This is a genomic window from Nocardia sp. 852002-51101_SCH5132738, assembly GCF_001665695.1.
Taxonomy (GTDB): Bacteria; Actinomycetota; Actinomycetes; order Mycobacteriales; family Mycobacteriaceae; genus Nocardia; species Nocardia nova.
In genome coordinates this window covers 50,503-66,091 of sequence record NZ_LZML01000155.1, presented here as the reverse complement: position 1 = coordinate 66,091, position 15,589 = coordinate 50,503, and the positions used below count along the sequence as shown (strand labels likewise).

Annotated in this window: 15 protein-coding genes; 6 read left to right on the top strand and 9 right to left on the bottom strand. The window is 68.7% G+C overall.

Annotation, left to right across the window (positions count from 1 at the left end):
• Nucleotides 1-139 precede the first annotated feature (139 nt).
• Nucleotides 140-1,450 (top strand): glycosyltransferase 87 family protein, encoded by a 1,311-nt coding sequence (locus A5789_RS23370; protein WP_227463204.1) that lies wholly within the window; start codon nucleotides 140-142, stop codon nucleotides 1,448-1,450.
• On the opposite strand, the gene A5789_RS23365 is transcribed toward A5789_RS23370, so the two are convergent.
• Together A5789_RS23365 and A5789_RS23360 are read right to left on the bottom strand one after the other, a co-directional pair.
• A complete protein-coding gene (locus A5789_RS23365) occupies nucleotides 1,405-2,709 on the bottom strand; it encodes a M18 family aminopeptidase (protein WP_064902303.1) in 1,305 nt (434 codons plus the stop codon). The genes A5789_RS23370 and A5789_RS23365 overlap by 46 nt on opposite strands.
• Nucleotides 2,710-2,778: 69 nt before the next feature.
• Nucleotides 2,779-3,213, bottom strand: coding sequence for a MarR family winged helix-turn-helix transcriptional regulator (locus A5789_RS23360; RefSeq protein WP_064902302.1), 435 nt, complete (start codon nucleotides 3,211-3,213; stop codon nucleotides 2,779-2,781).
• 45 nt (nucleotides 3,214-3,258) lie between these two features.
• Between A5789_RS23360 and A5789_RS23355 the strand changes: the two genes are divergently transcribed.
• Nucleotides 3,259-4,326, top strand: a complete 1,068-nt coding sequence (locus A5789_RS23355) for a substrate-binding domain-containing protein (RefSeq protein WP_064902301.1) — start codon at nucleotides 3,259-3,261, stop codon at nucleotides 4,324-4,326.
• Between the two features lie 27 nt (nucleotides 4,327-4,353).
• Here the strand turns inward: A5789_RS23355 and A5789_RS23350 are convergent, their stop codons facing one another.
• Nucleotides 4,354-5,352 (bottom strand): LysR family transcriptional regulator, encoded by a 999-nt coding sequence (locus tag A5789_RS23350; protein ID WP_063009929.1) that lies wholly within the window; start codon nucleotides 5,350-5,352, stop codon nucleotides 4,354-4,356.
• Between the two features lie 243 nt (nucleotides 5,353-5,595).
• Here A5789_RS23350 and A5789_RS23345 point away from each other — a divergent pair, with 243 nt between their 5' ends.
• Nucleotides 5,596-6,840, top strand: coding sequence for a Glu/Leu/Phe/Val dehydrogenase dimerization domain-containing protein (locus A5789_RS23345; protein ID WP_369817486.1), 1,245 nt, complete (start codon nucleotides 5,596-5,598; stop codon nucleotides 6,838-6,840).
• 33 nt (nucleotides 6,841-6,873) lie between these two features.
• Here A5789_RS23345 and purQ read toward each other — a convergent pair whose 3' ends face one another.
• Nucleotides 6,874-7,560 carry a phosphoribosylformylglycinamidine synthase subunit PurQ gene (purQ, locus tag A5789_RS23340; protein ID WP_062961978.1) on the bottom strand — a complete coding sequence of 229 codons (687 nt, stop codon included), beginning with the start codon at nucleotides 7,558-7,560 and terminating at the stop codon, nucleotides 6,874-6,876.
• Nucleotides 7,557-7,793, bottom strand: a complete 237-nt coding sequence (gene purS, locus A5789_RS23335) for a phosphoribosylformylglycinamidine synthase subunit PurS (RefSeq protein WP_030517414.1) — start codon at nucleotides 7,791-7,793, stop codon at nucleotides 7,557-7,559. Before purS ends, purQ begins: the two co-directional genes overlap by 4 nt.
• Before the next feature lie 191 nt (nucleotides 7,794-7,984).
• Between purS and A5789_RS23330 the strand changes: the two genes are divergently transcribed.
• Complete coding sequence (locus A5789_RS23330; RefSeq protein ID WP_064902300.1) at nucleotides 7,985-8,629, top strand: MBL fold metallo-hydrolase; 645 nt, start codon at nucleotides 7,985-7,987, stop codon at nucleotides 8,627-8,629.
• A gap of 45 nt (nucleotides 8,630-8,674) precedes the next feature.
• On the opposite strand, the gene A5789_RS23325 is transcribed toward A5789_RS23330, so the two are convergent.
• Complete coding sequence (locus tag A5789_RS23325) at nucleotides 8,675-10,045, bottom strand: dipeptidase (protein ID WP_064902299.1); 1,371 nt, start codon at nucleotides 10,043-10,045, stop codon at nucleotides 8,675-8,677.
• A gap of 162 nt (nucleotides 10,046-10,207) precedes the next feature.
• Here A5789_RS23325 and A5789_RS23320 point away from each other — a divergent pair, with 162 nt between their 5' ends.
• Complete coding sequence (locus A5789_RS23320) at nucleotides 10,208-11,653, top strand: glutamate decarboxylase (protein ID WP_082856651.1); 1,446 nt, start codon at nucleotides 10,208-10,210, stop codon at nucleotides 11,651-11,653.
• A gap of 12 nt (nucleotides 11,654-11,665) precedes the next feature.
• Here the strand turns inward: A5789_RS23320 and A5789_RS23315 are convergent, their stop codons facing one another.
• From A5789_RS23315 to A5789_RS23305, 3 genes are all read right to left on the bottom strand, one after another.
• The gene (locus A5789_RS23315) at nucleotides 11,666-12,385 is read right to left on the bottom strand and encodes a DUF2334 domain-containing protein (protein ID WP_063009935.1); all 720 of its coding nucleotides are present in this window, start codon (nucleotides 12,383-12,385) and stop codon (nucleotides 11,666-11,668) included.
• Between the two features lie 106 nt (nucleotides 12,386-12,491).
• The gene (locus tag A5789_RS23310; protein ID WP_064902333.1) at nucleotides 12,492-14,669 is read right to left on the bottom strand and encodes a S9 family peptidase; all 2,178 of its coding nucleotides are present in this window, start codon (nucleotides 14,667-14,669) and stop codon (nucleotides 12,492-12,494) included.
• Between the two features lie 98 nt (nucleotides 14,670-14,767).
• Nucleotides 14,768-14,980 carry a hypothetical protein gene (locus A5789_RS23305; RefSeq protein ID WP_155525964.1) on the bottom strand — a complete coding sequence of 71 codons (213 nt, stop codon included), beginning with the start codon at nucleotides 14,978-14,980 and terminating at the stop codon, nucleotides 14,768-14,770.
• Between the two features lie 310 nt (nucleotides 14,981-15,290).
• Here A5789_RS23305 and A5789_RS23300 point away from each other — a divergent pair, with 310 nt between their 5' ends.
• Entirely contained in the window at nucleotides 15,291-15,515 is a 225-nt protein-coding gene (locus A5789_RS23300; RefSeq protein WP_223273481.1) for a DUF397 domain-containing protein, read from the top strand.
• Nucleotides 15,516-15,589: the final 74 nt, after the last annotated feature.

The window sequence follows — 15,589 nt, the reverse complement described above, 5'->3', positions numbered from 1 at the left end:
CGGCCGGGCAAACGTGCAGCTACGAGCTCCGACGCTGGAGTGAGAGACGGAATGCACGCGGATGGGGAATCCAGGCCAGTCTAATGGAGGGCAAACCCAGCCCGACCAGGCAGCACCTGTTCACCGGTACGCTGAGCCGGTGAACGATCGATCCAGGGTCGCAGATCCGGACGAACTGCCCGCGACCACGTCGTCCGCGCGGTCCACCGGGGGGCTGACGACTCGGCAGCGACGGCTACTCCTGATCGCGATCGCCCTGTTCGTCGTCTCGGCGATCGTCTCCTGGGCCGCCCACATCTGGACCGGCTACATCGATCTCCAGGTCTACCGCAACGGCGCCCGCACGTGGCTCGACGGCGGCGACCTGTACGGGCCGATGCCCAAGGTCTACGGCATCGGGCTGCCGTTCACCTATCCGCCGCTGGCCGCACTGTTCTTCGCGCCGCTCGCGCTGATGCCGCTCGCCGTCGCCCAATGGCTGGTGCTGCTCACCTCGATGGCGAGTCTCGCGGTCACGTTGTGGCTGGTGCTGGTCCGGATCCGGCCGGAGATGGACCGGTCCACCCGGGTGATCCTGCTGATCGGGGCGCTGGCCGTGCTCGGCCTGTCCGAGCCGGTGCGCCAGACCTACAACTTCGGCCAGATCAATCTGATCCTGATGGCGGCCGTCGCGCTGGACGCACTGGTCCGCAAGCCGTTCTGGCCCCGCGGCATGCTGATCGGAATCACGGTGGCGGTGAAGCTGATTCCGGCCGGCTACCTGCTCTACTTCCTGCTGCGCCGGGACTGGCGCGCGTGCCTCACCCTCATCGGCTCGGCGATCGGCGCGATCGCGCTGGCATACCTGCTGTTCCCGCACGATTCCACCGAATACTGGTTCCACACGCTGATCGATACCGGTCGCATCGGGCCGCCGCAGTACGCGGGCAACCAGTCGCTCAAGGGGTTCGCATTCCGCCTGGGCGTCTCCGACGGCGCCGCGACGGCTGTCTGGATCGGGCTGTCGCTCATCGCGATCGGACTCGCCGCCCTGTGGATGAAACGGCTGCTCGACGCCGGTCACCAGGTGTCGGCGCTGCTGGTGAACTCGGCGGCGGTCCTGCTGGTCTCGCCGGTCTCGTGGTCGCACCACTGGGTGTGGGTCGCCCCCGCCCTGCTGGTCGCGGGCGACCTGATCGCCCGGATGCCGGCCGCGGACGCCCCGGATACGCCGGGACGCGCGGCTCGGCGGCGGCGGATGTGGATCGCGATCACCGCCGCGATCACCGTGCTGTTCATGGTCGGGCCGCAGTGGGTGCTGCCACACAACGCCGACCGCGAACTCCGCTGGGCGTGGTGGCAGCAGATCATCGGCAGCAGCTATGTGCTGGTGACCTTCGCCGCTCTGGTGATCGCGGCGATCGCCTACCGCCCGAGCGGTGTGAGGAACGCCGCGAGCGCCGCCGAATAGGAGGCCACGTCCGCGGCGCCCATCAGTTCGCGCGCCGAATGCATCGCCAGCTGTGGTGCGCCCACGTCGACGGTCGGCATGCCGGTGCGCGCCGCGGTCATCGGGCCGATGGTGGAACCGCACGGCAGATCCGCGCGATGCACGTACCGCTGCAGTGGCACCCCGGCCTGCGAACATGCCAAGGCGAAGGCTCCGGCACCGACCGCATCGGTGGCGTAGCGCAGATTCTGATTCACCTTCAGCACCGGGCCGCCGCCGACCTCGATGCGATGCGAGGGCTCGTGCCGGTCCGGATAGTTGGGGTGGGTGGCATGGGCCATATCACCGGAGGCACAGATCGAACCTGCCAGTGCTGCAAGGTAATCCGCGCGGCCACCGCCGCGGGCGAGCACGATTCGCTCCAGGATCGCGGGCAGCAGATCCGATTGGGCGCCGCGGTCGGATTGGCTGCCGACCTCCTCGTGATCGAACATCGCCAGCACCGGGGTGATGCCGCCGGCCCGGTCCGCGGCGGTCAGGAACGCCTGCAATCCGGCATAGCAGGTGGCCTGGTTGTCCAGCCGCGGCGCACTCACCAGATCCTGGTCGCGGCCGACCACCCGGCTCGGTTCCAGGTCGTGGGTCATCAGTTCCCACCCGAGCACGTCGTCGGCGCGGACGCCGGCCTGCGCGGCGACGTAGGCGATGAACGAGCGCGGCCGCTCCCCCAATCCCCAGATGCCGTTGACGTGGCGTTGCGGATCCAGCGTCACCCCGCGCCGATCCTCGGACAGGTGGATGGCCAGTTGCGGCACCCGGACCAGCGGATCGTCGATGCGGACCAGCCGCTGGCCCAGTGCGTCGCCCTCGCGCACGGTGAGCCGGCCCGAGATGCCGAGATCACGGTCCAGCCAGGAATTGAGCCAGGCGCCGCCGTAGGGTTCCAGGCCGATCAACTGCCAGCCCGCGACGGCCAGATCGGGATGCTGTTTGACACGCAGATTCGGGCTGTCGGTGTGCGCGCCGACCACCCGGAACGCACCCGCCGGATCGGTGGTCGTCGCGGCCCAGGCGACCAGCGATCCGCCGCGGATCACGAAGTAGCGGCCCACGCCCCCGTTCGTCTCCGCCGCCTCGGCCCACGGCCGGGCCTCGGGCAGTTCGGTGAATCCGTGGGCCGTCAATTCGGCTGCCACCGTGCGGCATACGTGAAACGGGGACGGCGAGGCATCGACGAAGGCGCACAGCCCGGAGGCCGTCGCGGTGGTGGAGACCGACATACCGGCGATCCTATCGGCTGCCGGAATTGCCGGATTATCGCCGAGTCGGCGGCCGCGTTCCGAACCGGATCAATCCGACTGGGTCTCGACCATCAACTCGAGCAGCCGCAGCAATTCCGCGTGATTTCGCGCGCCGAGTCGTTTACGCAATTCCTCTTCGGCGAGCGACTCCTGCTCGCGCACCGAATCCACGAGATCCTTGCCGCGATGGGTCAAACCGATGAGAATGCGGCGGCGGTCGTCCTCGGCCGCAATTCGAAAGATCAGGCCACGTTCGGCCAGGGCGTCGGCGTGGCGGGTGGCCGACGAGGGCGGTAGCTGGGCACGAACCGCCAGCTCGCTCATGGTGATGCCGGAGCGGTCGGACAGATTCGACAGCATGGCCCACTGGTCGGCGGTCAGCTGCCTGGCACACAGTGCCGCGTCGAGGTGGCGGAGCCAACCGCGTTCCGCAGCTCGCAGCGCCCCGTGCAGCGTGGCGACGCCACTTACAATGGTCGACATATTTTCCGCCCCATCATTTCGCTCGGATACGAAGAAGGGTACCGAATGTTCTCCTTCGGCGAGAGCCCGGACGAAGTGGTCGAGGTCCTGAATATCGTCCCCCTGCAGGGCCCCGTCGGAATTGTCGCGCCGTCCTGTGAAGCGGCGATTTCCTTGGCTGCGAAAGAAATCAACAGCGGCACAGGAATTCTGGGCCGGCAGGTACGGGTGACGACCATCGACGGCGGCCGCAGTCCGGCCGAAGTGGCCGACGAGGTCTCGGCGCTGCTGGCCACCGGAATGGTCGACGCCATCACCGGCTGGCACATCTCGGCGGTCCGCCAGGCGGTTGCCCGGGTCACGGGCGGGCGGGTTCCGTACCTGTTCGCCAACGTCTACGAGGAGCTGCCGAACGAACCGGCCGAGGTGGTGATGATCGGCGAGGCGCCCAGCGGCCACATCCTGCCGGCCATGCGGTGGTTGTCCCGGGAATTCGGCACCCGCCGCTGGGCGATCATCGGCAACGACTACATCTGGCCGGTGGCCACCGGCCGCGACGTCCGTGCCGCGTACCGCGACGCCGTCCACTACGAGCGCTATGTGCCGCTGGGGACCCGGGACTTCGGCTCGATCCTCACCGATCCGTGCCTGGACCGGGTCGACGGCATCGTGATGTTGCTGGTCGGGATGGACGCGGTCCGGTTCAACCAGCAGTTCACCGCGATAGGCCGGGCCGGGAGGCAACTGCGGGTCAGCCCGGTCGTCGACGAACAACTCCTGCTCGCCGCCGGCCCCGGCGCCAACACCGATCTCTATGTCGCCTCCAGTCTGTTCCCCGATGTGAACGCCGATCCCGACCGGCAGGCGCGCTATCACCGCATGCACGGCCGCTTCGCGCCGAAGCTCACCTATTTCGGCAACACTGCCTACGAGGCGCTGCATACGCTGCGGGCGATGGCCCATGCGGTCGGCTCCCTCGAGGTGCCGCGGATGCGGGCCGCGCTCGAGGACGGCGTGGTGCTGGAGACGCCGTCGGGAGCGCGGATGTACCGCGACAATCACGTGGTCCGCCCGCCCAGCCTGATCGCCCGGGCAGAGGGCGTGGACCTGCGGATACTGGACACCTTGTACTGACGCCGCGGTACCGGCACCTCGCGCGGCTCAGTCTAGCCCGAGCCCCTTGTGCGTGACTTCGGCCGAATCATTCGGTGGCGCAACGGTTTCCGGTCCCGGCGCGGCGAGCAACGGTCGCTCCGGACCGAGCCCCTTGTCGACGGCGGCGGCCCGGACCGCGTTCACGACGAACAGCAGCGCCGCCCGGCGTGCCGTATTGGTGCGATAAGCCAGCGAGACGGTCCGGGTGAGCCCCTCGCCGAGCCCGACGATATCCACGCCCGGCGGCCGCAGCGCCAGCCCCAGATCCGAGACCAGCGTGACACCCAGTCCGGCCGCGACCAGCGCCATCGCGGTCGACTGCTCCTCCACTTCGTGGTCGATGCGTGGTTCGACCCCGCCGGACTGGAAGGCCAGCCGGACCGCGTGACCGAAATGGGAGCGAGCGGGCGCGAGGATCCACGGATGTTCCGTCAGATCGGCCAGCGTCACCGTCGGCGCCGGCACCGCTCCGGCCGGCACCGCCGCGTAGAGCCGTTCGACCGCGATCACGGCACGTTCCAGACCGCGGTCCCAGGTCATCGGGTAATTCGAGTAGTCGAGGACGAACGACAGGTCGAGGGTCCCGTCGCGAACCGCGGCAGCCGTCGCCTCCGGTGCGAGTTCCCTGGTCCGCACCAGAATGCCCGGATGGGCGCGGGCGAGCGCGGTGAGCGCGTCGGGCAGCAGCCCCGAGGCGACCGAGGCCCACACTCCGGCGGTGAGCGTCGCCGACACCGACTCACCGGACTCCTCGAGCGCCTGGGTCGCCCGCTCCACCGAGGCGAGGATCTCCTCGGCGTGCTCGGCGAGCAGAACTCCGCGATCGGTGAGTTGCAGCCGGCGCCCGCGCCGCTCGAACAGCCGCAGCCCCACGTCGCGCTCCAACTGAGCCAGCTGTTGCGACACCGCCGAGGCGGTGTAGTGCAGCGCACCCGCGGCCGCGGTGATCGTGCCGCGCCGATGCAGCTCGCGCAGCATGCGCAGGCGAGGCAGCGACAGGTCCATGGCATCGAGCGTAAGCGCTGCGCGGAAACCGTACGCGCGGCCGGCAACGCTGTGCGGACCGCTGTGCAGAAACACTGAACACAGCCGTGAACGAACCGTAAATAGACGTGTGACCGGGCAGGACGCAGGCTGGTGACAGCGAATCACCAGCCGGGACGACGAGGTCCGGACGCCGATCGTCGTGCGACTCGTCGTTCCCCCGCGGATGGTGGTCGGCCATCCGAACGCGAAGGAGAGTTCGCCGTGACGACGATCCACAACCCGGCCGAAGACACCGCACCGACCGTCCCGCCGGTGCCCGCGACCGTTCCGGTCACCCCCGCGATCCGCCGCCCCGAGCCGTATATGCGGCTGCAGTGGACCGATTCGGATACCGGCGCCGTCGGCTATCTCGTCGTCCACACGCTGCGCGGCGGCCTGGCCACCGGCGGCACCCGCATGCGGGCCGGCTGCACGCTGAGCGAGGTGGAGGATCTGGCGCGCGGAATGGCCGCCAAGACCGCCACCTTCGACCTGCCGATCGGCGGCGCGAAGGGCGGCATCGACTTCGATCCGAAGGATCCGCGTGCCATCGAGGTGCTGGAGCGATTCTGCGAGGCCATGCGCCCGTGGATCGACGCGCACTGGGTGACCGCGGAGGACCTGGGGGTCCCGCAGCATCTGATCGACGAGGTCTTCGAGAAGCTGGGCCTGGGGCAGAGTTATCACGCCGCGATCCGCCGCGCCGCGGATCCGGCCGCCACCCTGGAACGGGTCCGCGACGGACTGAACGCGGCGGTCGAGGGCGGTTTCCTGCTGGGCGATGTGATCGGCGGTTACGGCGTCGCGCACGCGTGCCTCGCCACGGCCGTCTCGTGGGGCCGGATGCCGGCCGAGACCACGGTCGCGATTCAGGGAGTCGGCACGATGGGCGGCGCGGCGGCCTACTACCTGCACGAGGCGGGCATGCGCGTAACCATGGTGGCCGATGCCGCCGGCGCCCTGTACCGGGCGGGCGGACTCGATATCCCGGCTTTGCTGGAATTGCGCGACGACTACGGCGAGATCGACCGCTCCCGGTTGCCGGCGGATGTCGAGCAGCTGCCGCGCACCGCGGTGCTGTCCGCCGATGTCGACATCCTGGTACCGGCGGCCATTTCGTACGCGATCACGCCGGACAATTCCTTCGACGTGCGCGCCCGCGTCGTCGTCGAGGCGGCCAACGCCGCCACCACACCGGAGGCGGAGGCCATGCTCGCCGCCCGCGGTGTTCCGGTGCTGCCTGACTTCGTCGCCAATGCCGGTGCGGTCGCCTGGGCGTGGTGGCTGCTGCTCGGGGAGGTCGACGACGTGCCGGACAACTCCTTCGATCGCCTGCGCACCACCATGCACACCAAGGTCGCGCAGTTGCTGTCCGCCTGGACCGACCACGGCATCACACCGCGTGACACCGGCCGACGCTGGGCCGATGCCCCGGCGCCGATCATCGCCGCGGTCGTGATCCCCTGAGCGACAGGCCGATCAGGCCGTGATGACGGCCGATCAGGCGGTGGTGACGAGGCTGTCGAGTACCGACAGGAAGATCCCCAGCCCGTCGTCACTCGGACCGGTCAGCGGTTCGGTGGCGTGTTCGGGGTGCGGCATGAGACCGACGACGCGGCCGTTCGGGGAGGCGATGCCGGCGATATCGCGCTGCGAACCGTTGGGATTGCCGCCCACGTAGCGGAAGACCACCCGGCCCTCACCCTCGAGTTCGTCGAGCACAGCCTGTGAGGCCTGGTAGCGGCCCTCGGCGTTCTTCACCGGGACCAGGATCTGCGCACCCGCTTCGTAGCGCGAGGACCACGCGGTCGCGGTGGACTCCACCCGCAGCCACTGATCGCGGCAGACGAAGTGCAGGCCCTCGTTGCGGGTCAGCGCACCCGGCAGCAGTCCGGCCTCGCACAGCACCTGGAAGCCGTTGCAGATGCCAAGCACCGGCATACCCTTACCGGCGGCCTCGACGACCTTGCCCATCACGGGCGCGAACCGGGCGATGGCACCGGCGCGCAGATAGTCGCCGTAGGAGAATCCACCCGGCACCACCACCGCGTCGACACCCTTGAGGTCCGCGTCGGCGTGCCACAGGCTCACCGCTTCGGCGCCGGCCAACCGGACCGCGCGCGCCGCGTCGACGTCGTCGAGCGTGCCGGGGAAGGTGATGACACCGATTCGCGCAGAGCTGGTCACGGCAGCCGCACCACTTTCCAGTCCTCGATCACCGTGTTGGCGAGCAGGGCCTCGGCGATCTTCTCGAGCTCCGCATCGCTGACGCTGTCGTCGATGTCGAGTTCGAACCGCTTGCCCTGCCGCACATCCGACACACCCGGGAAACCCAGGCGTCCGAGCGCGCCGGCGATGGCCTGACCCTGCGGATCCAGGATCTCGGCCTTCGGCATCACCTCGACCACAACTCGTGCCACGCGTTGCTCCTCAAGCTGGTGGGGGATTACCACAACAGCTTAATCGGGGCTGCTCGCGGGCGCCCCGCCGGGCCGCGGCACCTGCGAGAGACGTCACAGCGCCTGTCGGCCGGCCTCCGCGTGGCCCTCCGTGGTTACGCAGGCTGCCGCGTCCGGGTCCCCGCTGCGGCCGGAGGCGATAGCGTGATCTCATGCGCATCGCCCACTTCGGTCATTCCTGCGTCCTCGTCGAATTGAACGGCGCGAAGATCCTGTTCGATCCGGGCACTTTCTCGCACGGATTCGAAGGCATCACGGGACTCGACGCGATCGCGATCACCCATCAGCACCCCGACCACATCGATCCGAACCGGATCGAGGCCCTGGTCGACTCGAATCCGAGCGCCCGCCTGCTCAGCGATCCGCAGACCGCACAGCAGCGCGGTGAACCGTGGCAGGCCGTGCACGCGGGCAATATCGTCACCATCGGCGATCTGCAGATCACCGGTGGCGGCGGCAAGCACGCGGTGATCCATCCGGAGCTGCCGGTCGTCGACAACACCGTCTTCCAGCTCGGCAGCGCCGACGATCCGGCGCAGTTCGTCCACCCGGGCGATTCGCTGTGGGTGCCGCCGGTATCGGTCGGGGTGCTGGCGGTGCCCGCGGTCGCGCCGTGGATGAAGATCAGCGAAGCGGTGGACTATCTGCGCGCCGTGGCGCCGCGCACCGCCGTCCCGATCCACTACGGCATCATCGCGCCGGAGGCGCAGGGCATCTACTTCGGCCGCCTGTCCGAAATGCGCCCGGCCGATACCGAATTCGCGCTCATCGAGCCGGAGGACAACAAGACCTTCTAGCGGGCGCGCACCGCGAAGCCACGCCCTCACCGAGGAGCGCGCCCCTCACCGCGAATACGAGGACAGGAACAACGCCTCCGCCAGCGCCACGTGCTCGATCTCGCTGGGGTCGACACTTTCGTTCGGGGCGTGGATCAGGCATTTCGGCTCCTCGACGCCGAGCAGCATGATCTCGGCGTCGGGATAGGCCTCGGCGAAGACATTGCACAGCGGAATCGAGCCGCCCTGTCCCTGCATGGTGGCGGTGCGTCCGTACGCGGCGGCGAAGGCGTCCTCCATCGCCAACCGCGCCGGGCCGCCGGTGCCGGATCGGAACGGCGCCCCGGTGCCCTCCGTCTCGACCCGGACGCGCGCACCCCACGGCGTATGCGATTCGATATGTGCGGTAAGGGCTTTCAGGGCCGGAGCCGGATCGACCCCGGGCGGGATCCGCAGATTCAACCGGGCCCGCGCGCTGGGCTGGACGGCCGCCGCCGACCCCACCACCGGCGGGACATCGATACCCAGCACGGTCAACGCCGGCCGAGCCCAGAGCATGTCCGAGATGGTGCCGCTGCCCAGCACCTGCACGCCGTCGAGGATGCCGGCATCGACCCGGAACTGCTCGACCGGATATTGCGCGCCGTCCCAGACCTGATCGGCCGGCAACCCGGCGACCGTCGTGTTCCCGTGTTCGTCCCGCAGCGTCGCGAGCAGCCGGATCAGCGCGGCGACGGCATCCGGGGCCGCCCCGCCGAACATGCCGGAATGCAATGGGCCGGACAGGGTTTCGACCGTGACGAGCACATTCACGTTTCCGCGCAGGGTCTGGGTGAAGGTCGGCAGGCCCGCCGCGAAGTTGCCGCAGTCACCGATCAGCAGCGCGTCGGCGCGCAGCAGGTCCGCGTGCTGCGGAACGAACTCCTCCAGACCGCCGGTGCCCTGTTCCTCCGAGCCCTCGCAGACCAGCGTGATGCCGACCGGATAACCCTTGTCTCCCAGCGTGTTCCGCAGTGCCCGCAGAGCGGTCAGGTGGACGACGATATTGCCCTTGCAGTCGGCCGCGCCGCGCCCGTACCACCGGCCGTCGCGTTCGGTGAGCTCCCACACCGGAGTCTCCCAGGTCGCCTCGTCCACCGGCGGCTGCACGTCGTAATGGCTGTACAGCAGCACCGTGGGGGCTCCGGCCGGAGCCGGGTACCGGGCCACGACCGCCTCGCTGCCGTCGGGCGTCTCGTGCAGGCCGACTTCGGTGAGACCGAGGTCGGCGAAGGCGTCGGCGACCCATCGCGCCGCCCGATGACATTCTTCCGGCGGAAACTGCCGCGCATCGGCCACGGACCGATACGAAACCAACTGGGCCAGATCGGCTTTCGCCTGCGGCATCAGCGCCCGCACCTGTTCGCGCAGGGCCGCCGTCCGAGAATCGTCGGTCATTCACCCAACCTAACCCTCTTTCCGGGACCGGCCGCATCGGCGTCGGGCGCGGCGCGGGACGGAATTCGCCCGATTTCTCCCTGCGGTTCATGGCCGACCCGCCACCGCAGCGGGCATGATGAAGGAGAGCTCGACCGCGATCCGACCACCGGAGAGGACGAGATGTCTGCATCATCGGAATCCGACGACCTGTTCGCGATGCCCGATCTGGATCGCGGCGCACCCAAGACCCACTTCCCACATCGCGAGATGCCGGCCCCGGAGGCCTATCAGATCGTGCACGACGAGCTGATGCTCGACGGTGTGTCGCGGATGAATCTGGCCACCTTCTGCACCACCTGGATCGACGATCACGCTCGCCGGCTGATGGCGCAGAGCCTGGCCAAGAACATCGTCGACAAGGACGAGTATCCGCAGACCGCCGAGCTCGAGCGCCGGTGCGTACGCATGGTCGCGGACCTGTGGCACTGTCCCGATCCCGGCTCGACGCGCGGCACCTCCACCATCGGGTCCAGTGAGGCGGCGATGCTCGGCGGGCTGGCCGCGAAGACGCGCTGGCGCAAGAACGGCGGGCAGGGCGTCCCCAATTTCGTCTGCGGTCCGGTGCAGGTGTGCTGGGAGAAGTTCGCGCGCTATTTCGACGTCGAGATCCGGCAGGTGCCGCTGCGGGGGGACCGCTATACGCTCGAGCCGGACGATATTGCCGCACACTGCGATTCGAATACGATCATGGTCGTCGCGACGATGGGTCAGACCTTCACCGGACTGTTCGAGGACGTCGCCGCGATGAGCGCGGCCCTCGACGACCTGCAGGCCGGCACCGGCCTGGACATCCCCCTGCACGTCGACGCCGCCAGCGGCGGATTCCTCGCCCCGTTCACGGCGCCGGACCTGGTCTGGGACTTCCGGCTCGAGCGGGTGAAGTCGATCAACGCCTCCGGGCACAAAACCGGCCTGGCTCCGCTCGGCGCCGGCTGGGCGCTCTGGCGCACGGCCGCCGACCTCCCGGACGAGCTGGTGTTCAACGTCGACTACCTCGGCGGCAGTATGGCCACCTTCAACCTGAATTTCTCCCGCCCCGGCGGCCAGGCCATCACCCAGTACTACGACTTCATCCGGCTCGGCCGCACCGGCTATACCCGGCTGCAATCGGCCATCTACCGGGTCGCCGAACATCTGGCCCACGGCCTCACCGAGACCGGATTGTTCGAGATGATCCACGACGGCACGCCCACGCGGGGAATCAGCGCGGTGTCGTGGCGGCTGCGCGAAGATCCCGGCTTCAATCTGTACGACCTGTCCGAACGCCTGCGCTCGCGCGGCTGGCTGATCGCCGCCTATCCGCTACCGGCCGACCGGCAGGACGAGACGATCATGCGGGCGGTCGTCCGGCACGGCTTCACCCACGATATGGCCGATCTGCTGCTGGCCGATATCGACCGCTGCGTCGATCAGCTGAAGAAGCATCCGCTGTCCACCTCGCTGACCCGCAAGGAGGCGGGCGGCTTCACCCACGACGCCACGGCCGCGGTATCGGACCGGACTATCGTCACCGAGGTGCGGGACATGCTGCGCGCGGCCGGAGAGGACCCGGCGCAGATTCGCTGATGTCGAGCGCGCTCATGCCGCATGCGGCATGGCGTACGGTTCCCACCGGTAGACGTCCGGAACCGCCTCGTGGAACAGCGCCAGATCGACCGCGTCGAGCATGGCCTGATGGGGACCGGGCCGGGACAGTTGCGCCGCCGAGACGGCCAGTCGCAGCGTTCCCCCGCGTCGCGCGATGCGGGCCGCGCTCATGATCAGTGCGTGGCACCACCACGGTTCGGCCCGGAAACCCTCACCGACGCCGTGCACCCAGCAGCGCTGTGCCGTGTCCCGTTCCAGGTCGTGGATGGCGGTCAATCCCAGCGCCAGGCGGAAGCCGACCTCGGGCAGGGCGGCGACGGCGCCCTCGGAGGCCGTCCAGCGCGGGGCGGCGAACAGCCGGGTGCGCAGGCCGATCTGCTCCATCACCCGGTCGGCGGCGGTGAGGCGCAGGCGCGCCTCGTGCTTGGGCAGCGCGGCGAATTCTGCGCGGCGGCGTTTGGTCGCGGCCTGGTCGTAGCCGTGCAGCACGATCGCGTCACCCGCGGCGCGGCGGTCCCGCAGCCACTGCTGGGTGCGCCGATCCTCGGTGAGCCGGTATTTCCCCTTCAACCGCGGCGCCACCAGCAGCGACAGCCGTACCCCGCGGCCGTCCATCTCCGCGGCGAAGGCGCGCGCCTGTTCCAGTGTGGTGTCGCGAATACCCGACACCGAGACGATCAGCTGCCCGAACCCCCGGTCGTTGCCGCTCATGCCTCCACTGTGCGCGCGGCAGGTGTCGGCCCCGTGCAGCCGAAGTGACGCCCCGACGAATTCCCGGAGCGACCACCCGGCCGCACGATCCGGCAACCGGCAACCGTCAGCCGACCTCGCCGAGCCCGACCCGATCGAGCACCCAGGCGTATTCGAAGGCGACTTCCTTCCACTTCTCGTAGCGGCCGCTGACGCCACCGTGCCCGGCGCTCATCTCGGTCTTCAGCAGGAGCTGGGAATCACCGGTCTTCGTGGCCCGCAGCGCGGCGACCCACTTCGCGGGCTCGACGTAGAGCACGCGGGTGTCGTTGAGGCTGGTGATCGCCAGGATCGCCGGATAGTCCACGGCCGCCACGTTCTCGTACGGCGAATAGGACTTCATATAGGCGTAGACCTCCGGATCCTCCAGCGGATTACCCCACTCGTCCCATTCGATGACCGTCAGCGGCAGCGACGGGTCCAGAATCGAGGTGAGCGGATCCACGAACGGCACATTGGCGAGGATGCCCGCGAACAGGTCGGGCGCCAGATTGGCCACCGCACCCATCAGCAGCCCGCCCGCACTGCCACCGTCGGCCACCAGCACCTGCGGCGTGGTGACGCCGGTATCGACGAGATGCCGTGCGCAGGAGACGAAGTCGGTGAAGGTGTTCTGCTTGGTGAGCGTCTTGCCGTTCTCGTACCACAGCCGCCCCATCTCGCCACCGCCGCGCACATGCGCGACCGCGAACGCCATGCCGCGGTCGAGCAACGACAGCCGCGACACCGAGAAACCCGGATCGATACTGGCCTCGTAGGAGCCGTACCCGTAGAGCAGCAACGGCTTCGGGTCCGCACCCTCGCTGTCGCGGCGGCGCACCACCGAGATCGGAATCCGGGTGCCGTCGGCCGCGGTCGCCCAATCCCGGTGCTGCACATAGTCGTCCGGGTCATAGCCGCCGAGCACCTGCTGCTGTTTGCGCAGCATCAGTTCCCCGGTGACGGGCACGTAGTCGAAGACCTGCATCGGGGTGATGAACGAGGTCACGCCCAGCCGCAGCGTCGGCTGCGCCCATTCCGGGTTGGAGCCCACGCCGGCGGAGAACAGTTCCAGGCCGAATTCCAATTCGCGCAGCTCGCCGTAGCCGTCGGAAGTCAACGGCCACACCGCGACTCGCGGCAGGGCCTCGCGCCGATACGAGAGGACGAGATGGTCGCGGAAGCAGTCGACGTCCTCGAGCCGCACATCGTCGCGATGACCGATCAGCATGGTCATCGCGGCCGGATCGTCCACCGGCGCCTCGGTGAGCACGAAATTCTCGGCCTTCACACCGTCGACCACGTCGTTGTGCAGGATCAGCAGCCGGTCCTGCCCGCCGATCACCGCATGTTCGGCCGAATACTCCACACCCTCGCGGCGCGGCAGCAGCACCCGGAATTCGCCCTCGGGATCGTCGGATTCGAGGATCCAGCCCTCGGTGGTGATCTTCGACCCGACCCAGATCATCAGGTACTTCTCGGAGCGGGTGGCGCCGATGCTGACCCAGTAGCGCTCGTCGGGCTCGTGGAACACCTTGACGTCGTCGGACTGCGCGGTGCCGAGGCGGTGGCGCCATACGGTGTCGGGCCGCCACGATTCGTCGACGGTCTGATAGAACACGTGGGTTCCGTCCAGCGACCAGGTCGCCCCCGGCGCGGTGCCCGGAATTTCGTCGCCGAGCAGCTCGCCGCTGCGTAAATCCTTGAACCGCAGCACATATCGCTCGTCACCGACGGTATCGGTGGAGTACGCCAGCAGCGTGCCGTCGTGACTGATCGAATAGGCGCCGAGGGCGAAGAAATCGTGCCCCTCGGCCAGCACGTTGCTGTCGAGCAGAATCTCCTCACCGGGAATCTCGATATCGACGTCGAGTTGCGGCGGGGTCCAGTCGTCGACATCGGTGATCGGGCAGCGGCAGTGCACGCCGTACTGCTTGCCTTCGAAACTGCGCGAGTAGTACCAGTACTCGCCCAGCCGCGCCGGGACCGACATATCGGTCTCCTGGGTGCGCGATTTGATCTCGTCGAAGATGCGCGCGCGCAGCGGGGCCAAGTGCGCGGTCTGGGCGTCGGTATAGGCGTTCTCGGCCTCGAGATGGGCTATGACCTCGGGATCGTCCTTGTCCCGCAGCCATTCGTAGGGATCGACGAAGGTGTCACCGTGATGGACGCGTTCGGCCGGGACCTGTTTGGCCACCGGCGGGGTCACCGCCACCGCGGCGTCGCCGGCGTTCTGGATGGTTCCGGTACCACTGTCGAGAGCCATGGTGACCACCGTAATCGCGGCAGGCCGTTCCGGGCGCGCACCCCCACACCCGCCGACAGAATGCATCGGCGAGGACGGGAGTGCGAGCTCGGCCCGCGTTACCCCAGGCCGGTGGTCCGCGGTGCGGACCGGCGCAGGTCACGCCCGTTGCCGCGGGCCGAACGACGAGATTCCATCAGGAAGAACAGTGCGGCTTTGCGGCGCGGGCATTGGTCGGTGGGACAGCTGCTGTGACTGTGCAGGATGTTGTGCGCCTGCTCGACGGTGAGGTGCCGGGGCACCACCGCGCAACTGTCGAAGACGGGTGCCATGCGGTGCTCCATCCTTGTCGTCCGTTCAGTGCGGCAGGGCACGCCCTCTCGGTCTCTTGACCAGTCGACGCCCTCCAACTGCCACAGTGAATGGGGTTTCCGATCAGGTTGCGGCGTAAACCAGCGGTGTTGCCGAGACGAGTAGACGAATGCCACATTTCGCAGGTCGGCATATCGGTGTGATCCCGGCCATGCCGGTATGCGCGGATTCGGAAACGACGCCGGTGCGGCGGCTTCCGACCGCCTACTCTCGGGGACGGCAGCGCCCGCACGGATCCAACGGGCGATCACTTCGATGCAGGAGCACAGGTTGGAAGCGAAGAATCGCGAGATCGAACCCGGGGCGGTCTGGCAGCGCAGCGGCGACGGGGAGGGCGGTGTCGAGGTGGCCTTCCTGGCCAGCGGCAATATCGGGCTGCGTGACGCCAAGAATCCGGACGGGCCGGCGCTGATCTTCACTCCCGGCGAATGGCGGGCGTTCGTCGCCGGCGCGAAGGACGGCGAATTCAACCGGCCGGGCGCGCAACCGCACTGAACGCAGCGCACCTGATCTCCGGGGCCTCGCCCGGTCGCGCGGGGTGTCCCGCGCCGATCGGACGTCGGGCCCCG

Excerpts from the sequence above, each read along its gene's own strand:
- A5789_RS23365 (WP_064902303.1), bottom strand. The coding sequence starts at position 2,709 with ATGTCGGTCTCCACCACCGCGACGGCCTCCGGGCTGTGCGCCTTCGTC.
- A5789_RS23360 (WP_064902302.1), bottom strand. The coding sequence starts at position 3,213 with ATGTCGACCATTGTAAGTGGCGTCGCCACGCTGCACGGGGCGCTGCGA.
- A5789_RS23355 (WP_064902301.1), top strand. The coding sequence starts at position 3,259 with ATGTTCTCCTTCGGCGAGAGCCCGGACGAAGTGGTCGAGGTCCTGAAT.
- A5789_RS23350 (WP_063009929.1), bottom strand. The coding sequence starts at position 5,352 with ATGGACCTGTCGCTGCCTCGCCTGCGCATGCTGCGCGAGCTGCATCGG.
- A5789_RS23330 (WP_064902300.1), top strand. The coding sequence starts at position 7,985 with ATGCGCATCGCCCACTTCGGTCATTCCTGCGTCCTCGTCGAATTGAAC.
- A5789_RS23325 (WP_064902299.1), bottom strand. The coding sequence starts at position 10,045 with ATGACCGACGATTCTCGGACGGCGGCCCTGCGCGAACAGGTGCGGGCG.
- A5789_RS23320 (WP_082856651.1), top strand. The coding sequence starts at position 10,208 with ATGTCTGCATCATCGGAATCCGACGACCTGTTCGCGATGCCCGATCTG.
- A5789_RS23315 (WP_063009935.1), bottom strand. The coding sequence starts at position 12,385 with ATGAGCGGCAACGACCGGGGGTTCGGGCAGCTGATCGTCTCGGTGTCG.
- A5789_RS23310 (WP_064902333.1), bottom strand. The coding sequence starts at position 14,669 with ATGGCTCTCGACAGTGGTACCGGAACCATCCAGAACGCCGGCGACGCC.
- A5789_RS23305 (WP_155525964.1), bottom strand. The coding sequence starts at position 14,980 with ATGGCACCCGTCTTCGACAGTTGCGCGGTGGTGCCCCGGCACCTCACC.